2 protein-coding genes are annotated in these 5,842 nt (G+C 68.3%); both read left to right on the forward strand.

Going from position 1 to position 5,842, the window contains the following annotated elements; all coding sequences use genetic code 11:
- The coding region (locus tag ACZ4M5_RS34635) for a thioesterase domain-containing protein (protein ID WP_467743070.1) at positions 1 to 1,185 on the forward strand (1,185 nt) is incomplete at its 5' end.
- A gap of 248 nt (positions 1,186 to 1,433) precedes the next feature.
- The coding region (locus tag ACZ4M5_RS34640; RefSeq protein ID WP_467743072.1) for an amino acid adenylation domain-containing protein at positions 1,434 to 5,842 on the forward strand (4,409 nt) is incomplete at its 3' end.

Consider the following 5,842-nt stretch of genomic DNA (forward strand, 5'->3'; position numbering starts at 1 on the left):
GCCGAACTGCCGGACTACATGGTCCCCGCAGCCTTCGTCACCATGGACACCCTGCCGCTCACCCCCAACGGCAAGCTCGACCGGAAGACGCTGCCCGCCCCGGAGTTCGCCGCCTCCGCCTCGTACCGGGCGCCCCGTACGCCGCAGGAGGAGCTGCTGGCCGGATTCTTCGCCGAGGTGCTGGGACTCGAGACCGTGGGCGTCGACGACAGCTTCTTCGACCTCGGCGGACACTCGCTGCTGGCCACCCGTCTGATCAACCGTGTGCGCAAGGCCACCGGTGTCGCGCTGAACATCCGGGACCTGTTCGAGATGCCCACTGTGGCCGGGCTGGCCGGGCGAATCGCCCCCGACCGTGCCTCCGACCCATTCGGCGTGCTGCTGCCGCTGCGTACGACGGGTGAGCGTCCGCCTCTGTTCTGCGTACACCCGGGTTTCGGGATCAGCTGGTCGTACATCGGACTGGCGGCGCACCTGCCGGCGGACCGGCCGCTCTACGGGCTTCAGGCCCGGAGCCTGCGGCAGACCGCCGACGCGCTACCCGGGACCGTGGAGGAGATGGCCGACGATTATCTGAGGCATATCCGCTCGGTGCAGAAGTCCGGCCCGTACCACCTGCTGGGCTGGTCGTTCGGCGGTCTCGTCGCCCATGCGATCGCGGCGCGGCTCCAGGAGCAAGGGGAAGAGGTCGGACTGCTGGCCATGCTGGATTCGTATCCCGCAGGTCAGGCCTCCCTGACGTCTCCGCTGTCGGATGCGGCGGAGGACGAGCGACTCGCCGTCATTCTCCGTGCCTTCGGTGGTGCCGGGGATGCCACACAGGACGGGACCGGCGGTCAGGATCCGGCGGAACTCCACAAGGCACGGGAATTTGTTCACCAGATGGCAAGGGATCTGAAAGACCTGGAGAATCACGAGATCGCGTCTGTCGTGCAGACTTACCTCCGGAACGTTCGCCTCATGGCCGATTTCACCCCTGGCCGGGTCAAGGGCGATCTGCTGTTCTTCAGAGCGGGTCTGGAACGGCCGGAGGGGGCTCCCACCGCGCGGGCATGGCGAGAGCACATCGGTGGCCGAATCCTCGAAGAAGAGGTCCCGTACGCGCACGACGACATGACGAAACCCGGCGCCCTGGCCGCCATCGGCCGAAGCATAACGGCGGAGTTCCGGCGCACCCTTCGGTGACCTTCTCCTCCTCCACAGTTTGTCGCGGCGTATCGCCCGGTCGGTACGCATGTTCGTTACGCATACCTCGGTGCGCATGTTTTGGCGTGCGCGTTTCGGTATGCGTGTACGGCGGAGTCCCGCGCCGTACCGCCTGATATCACCTCCCCCGGCGTCGGCGCCCGAGAATGACGCCGCACTGCCGTGGTGCGGGGAAAGTAAAGGAAAGGATACGCCGGATGGCTGTATCGCAGGAGTCCCGTTGGCCGTTGACCGCCGCCCAGACCGGCATCTGGCTGGCCAGTCAGATCTACTCGTCTTCCTCGGCGTACAACATCGCGGAATACGTCGAGATACATGGCGCCGTGGACCCGGTCGCGTTCGAGCAGGCCTATCGGCAGACCCTGCGCGACTTCGATGCACTGCGGATCCGGCTGGGCGAGGACGCCGACGGTCCTTACCAGGTTGTAGCCGATCACGTCGACTGGTCACTGCACGTCATCGATCTCAGCCATGAAGACGACCCCGGCGAAGCGGCCCGGCGGTGGATGAAGGCCGAGCTGCGCGAGCCGGTGGACGTCCTGCGTGATCCTCTTTTCGTTTCTTGCCTGATCAAGGTCTCGGACTCCGCATTCATCTGGTATCACCGGCTTCACCATCTGCTGATCGACGGATTCAGCGGCGCACTGGTCACGGCCCGGCTGGCCGAGGTGTACACGTCCCTGGTCCGTGGCACCGGGATCCCCGCATCGGAGACCGGCAGCGTGAGGACGCTGCTGGACAGCGACGTGCACTACCGGGTTTCGCAGGAGTTCGAGACGGATCGCGGGTACTGGCTGAGCCGGCTGGAAGGACTGTCCGAAGCGGTAAGTTTCACCGAACGTACGACCACGGAGATCCCGCCCAGCTTCCGGCGCGTGACCCATTACAGCCCGCAGACCCAGCTGGACGCTTACCGAGCGGCTGCGCGCCGGGCCGGAACCAGCTGGTCAGGGCTGTTGATCGCAGCCACTGCGGCCTATCTGCACCGGCTCACGGGCAGACAGGACGTGGCGCTGGGAATTCCGGTGCAGGCCCGGCCCGGGAAGGTCCTCCGCAATATCGTCGGGATGGCCTCCAACCACCTCCCGCTGGTACTCCAAGTGCGCCCGGACATGCCCATCTCCGAACTTCTCCGGCAGGTGACGAGAGAAGTCAGGGCGGCCCTTCGCCATCAGCGCTACCGGTACGAGGACATCCGCCGGGATCTCAAGATGTCCGACGGGCACAGCCGGCTCTTCGGACCCACTGTGAACATCATGGCCTTCGATTACGATCTGCATTTCGGTGATCACAAGGCCACCGCGAAGAACCTCTCCAACGGCCCCGTCGATGACTTCTCGATAGGCGTCTTCGACCGGGGAGACGGAAACGGCCTCGAGTTCGCCTTCGACGCGAACCCTGCCGTCTACACGGAGGACGATGTCGTCGCCCACGGGCAGCGGTTCCTCCGCTTCCTGGACGCCTTCGCGGCCGATGTCCAGGCTCCCCTCGGCCGGGTCGAGCTGCTGGGTCCGGACGAGCGGGAGCGGCTGCTGCACACCTGGAACAACACGTCGCGTCCGACTGCGGACCTGTCCGTGGGGGCGCTGTTCGCGGCGCGGGTCGCCCGTACGCCGCACGCCCCGGCGGTGGTGAGCGACGAAGGAACGCTCAGCTACGCGGAGTTGGACGCACGGGCGAACCGGCTGGCGAGCGTGTTGGCCGGCCGGGGAGTGGGCCGTGAGGACCGGGTGGCCGTGCTCCAGGAGCGGTCGACCACTTTTGTGACCTCGATCCTGGCGATCGTGAAGGCCGGCGCGACCTATGTGCCACTGGACGTACGTGCGCCCGAAAGCCGGCTGCACATGATCATGGCGGACACGGCCGCGTCGGTGTTGCTGACCGACGTGGCCTCGCAGGCGGTGTTCTCCGCACACGGCGCCCAGGTGATCGTCGTGGACGACGGGCTGGGGGAGGACGAGTCGGCTTCGGAGGTGACGACGGCCGGCCACGGCGAGCAGCTGCTGTGCGTCATGTACACCTCCGGCTCCACAGGCCTGCCGAAGGGCGCGGGGACCACGCACCGTGACGTGGTGAGCCTGGCGCTGGACCGGACGTGGGAGTCGGGCAGTCACCAGCGGATGCTGATGCACTCGCCCCAGGCGTTCGACGCGCTGACCTACGAGTTGTGGGTTCCCCTGCTGTCCGGCGGCACGGTGGTGATCGCTCCTCCCGGCGAGCTGGACGCGCACACCCTGCGGCAGATGGTCGAGCGGCACGGCGTGACCGCGCTGTGGCTGACCGCCGGGCTGTTCCGGCTGTGGGCAAGCGAGTCCCCCGAGTGCTTCGCCGGGATGCGTGAGGTGTGGACCGGCGGGGACATGGTGCCGGCCGCGATGGTGCGGCAGGTCTTGGCCACCTGCCCGGGGGTGACCGTCGTCAATGGGTACGGCCCCACGGAGACCACGGTCTTCGCCACCTGCCACCCCGCCCATGCGGCCGACGAGGTCCCGGACCTGATACCGATCGGCCGTCCGATGGACAACACCCGGCTGTATGTGCTGGATGGTGGTCTGATGCCGGTGCCGGCGGGTGTGGCGGGTGAGCTGTATATCGCCGGTGAGGGATTGGCCCGGGGTTATCTCAATCGGCCCGGGCTGACGGCGTCACGTTTCGTGGCCGATCCGTTCGGGCCGGCCGGCTCGCGTATGTATCGCAGCGGTGACGTGGTGCGCTGGACCGACGAGGGTGAACTCGTCTTCGTGGGACGTGTCGATGACCAGGTCAAGCTGCGCGGTTTTCGCATCGAGCTCGGTGAGATCGAAGCCGTGCTCGCCCGCCACCCCGACATCGCCCAGGCCGCCGTCATCATCCGCGAGGACCAGCCCGGCGTGAAGCGGCTGGTCGCCTACATCGTTCCCGCCGCAGAGGCGGACGGCTTCGACCCTTCGGTGCTTCCGAAGCACGTCGCCGCCGAACTGCCGAACTACATGGTCCCCGCAGCCTTCGTGTCCCTGGACACCCTGCCGCTGACCCGACACGGCAAGGTCGACCGCAGGGCACTGCCGGCGCCCGAGTTCGGCGCCTCGGCGTCGAGCCGCGCCCCCCGTACGCCACGGGAAGAACTGCTGGCCGGGCTTTTCGCCGAAGTGCTCGGACTCGACGCCGTGGGCATCGACGACAGCTTCTTCGATCTGGGCGGCGACTCCATCATCTCCATCCAGCTGGTGTCCCGGGCCCGGAAGGCGGGGCTGTCGATCAGCCCGCGGGACGTCTTCACGCACAAGACGGTGGCCGCGCTGGCCGTCTCGGCGCGGGACACGGACACAGTGGTGTCCGAGGCCGCGGACGCCGGTGTGGGCGCCGTGGCGGCCACGCCGATCGTGCGCTGGCTGGAGAAGCTCGGCGGTCCGGTCGACGGCTTCTACCAGTCGATGCTGCTGCAGGTTCCCGCCCGGCTCGGTGAGGAGTGGCTGACGGCGGCCGTGCAGGCGGTACTGGATGGCCATGACGCCCTGCGGATGCGGCTCGTACGGGGCCAGGACGGCGCGTGGGGACTGGAGGTAGCGCCCGCCGGGGCGGTCGTGGCGGGTGAGCGCATCACCCGCGTGTCCGTTCAGGGGCTCGACGCGGAGGCCCGGCGGTCCTTGGTGGACGAGCAGGTCCGGGCTGCGCAGGAGCGGCTGGCGCCCGAATCCGGTGTGATGGCGCAGGTGGTGTGGTTCGACGCGGGTGTGGGGGAGCCGGGTCGGCTGTTGCTGATGGTGCATCACCTTGCCGTGGACGGGGTGTCCTGGCGGATTCTGGTGCCGGATCTTGCGGCGGCGTGGGAGACGGCCGTGTCGGGTGGGTGGCCGGTGGTGGATTCCGTGCCGACGTCGTTGCGTACCTGGTCGCGGGCGCTGAGCGAGGCGGCGCTCGAGCCGGGGCGGGTGGCGGAGCTGCCGTTGTGGACGGGCATGCTGGCCGATCCGGAGCCGGTGCTGGGGAGCCGGGCGTTGGACGCGTCACGTGATGTGGTGGCCACCGGGCGCAGTCTGGAGCTGACGCTTCCGGGTGAGGTCGTGGCTCCGTTGCTGACCGTGGTCCCGGCTGCCTTCCACGCCGGTGTCAATGACGTCCTGCTGACCGCTCTGGCTGTCGCGGTGGGCCGGTGGGCCGACCGCAGGGGCGGCGGTCGGGGTGAGGGTGACGGGTTGCTGGTCGATCTCGAGGGCCACGGCCGTGAGGACATCGTGCCCGGGGTGGATCTGTCCCGTACTGTGGGCTGGTTCACCAGCTCCTACCCGGTGCGTCTGGTTCCTGGAACGCACGATCCGGCCGATGGTGCTGCCCTCGGGCGGGCTCTCAAAGCCGTCAAGGAACAGCTGCGGGCCATTCCCGACCACGGTATGGGCTATGGGCTGCTGCGCTACCTCAATCCGGAGACGGCCGGTGTTCTGGCGGGAGCGGTCCGTCCGCAGGTCGGCTTCAATTACCTCGGCCGGTTCGCGGCGGGCGAGGCCGCCGACTGGTCGACGGCCTCCGAGGCCGGCGCCATCGGCTCCGGGGCCGATCCGGGTATGCCTTTCAACCATGCTGTCGAACTCAACGCCCTCACCGAGGACCGTGCCGATGGTCCCCGGCTGGTCGCCCACTGGTCCTGGCCCGATGGTGT

The sequence above is a fragment of the Streptomyces sp. NPDC026246 genome (genome assembly GCF_055567995.1).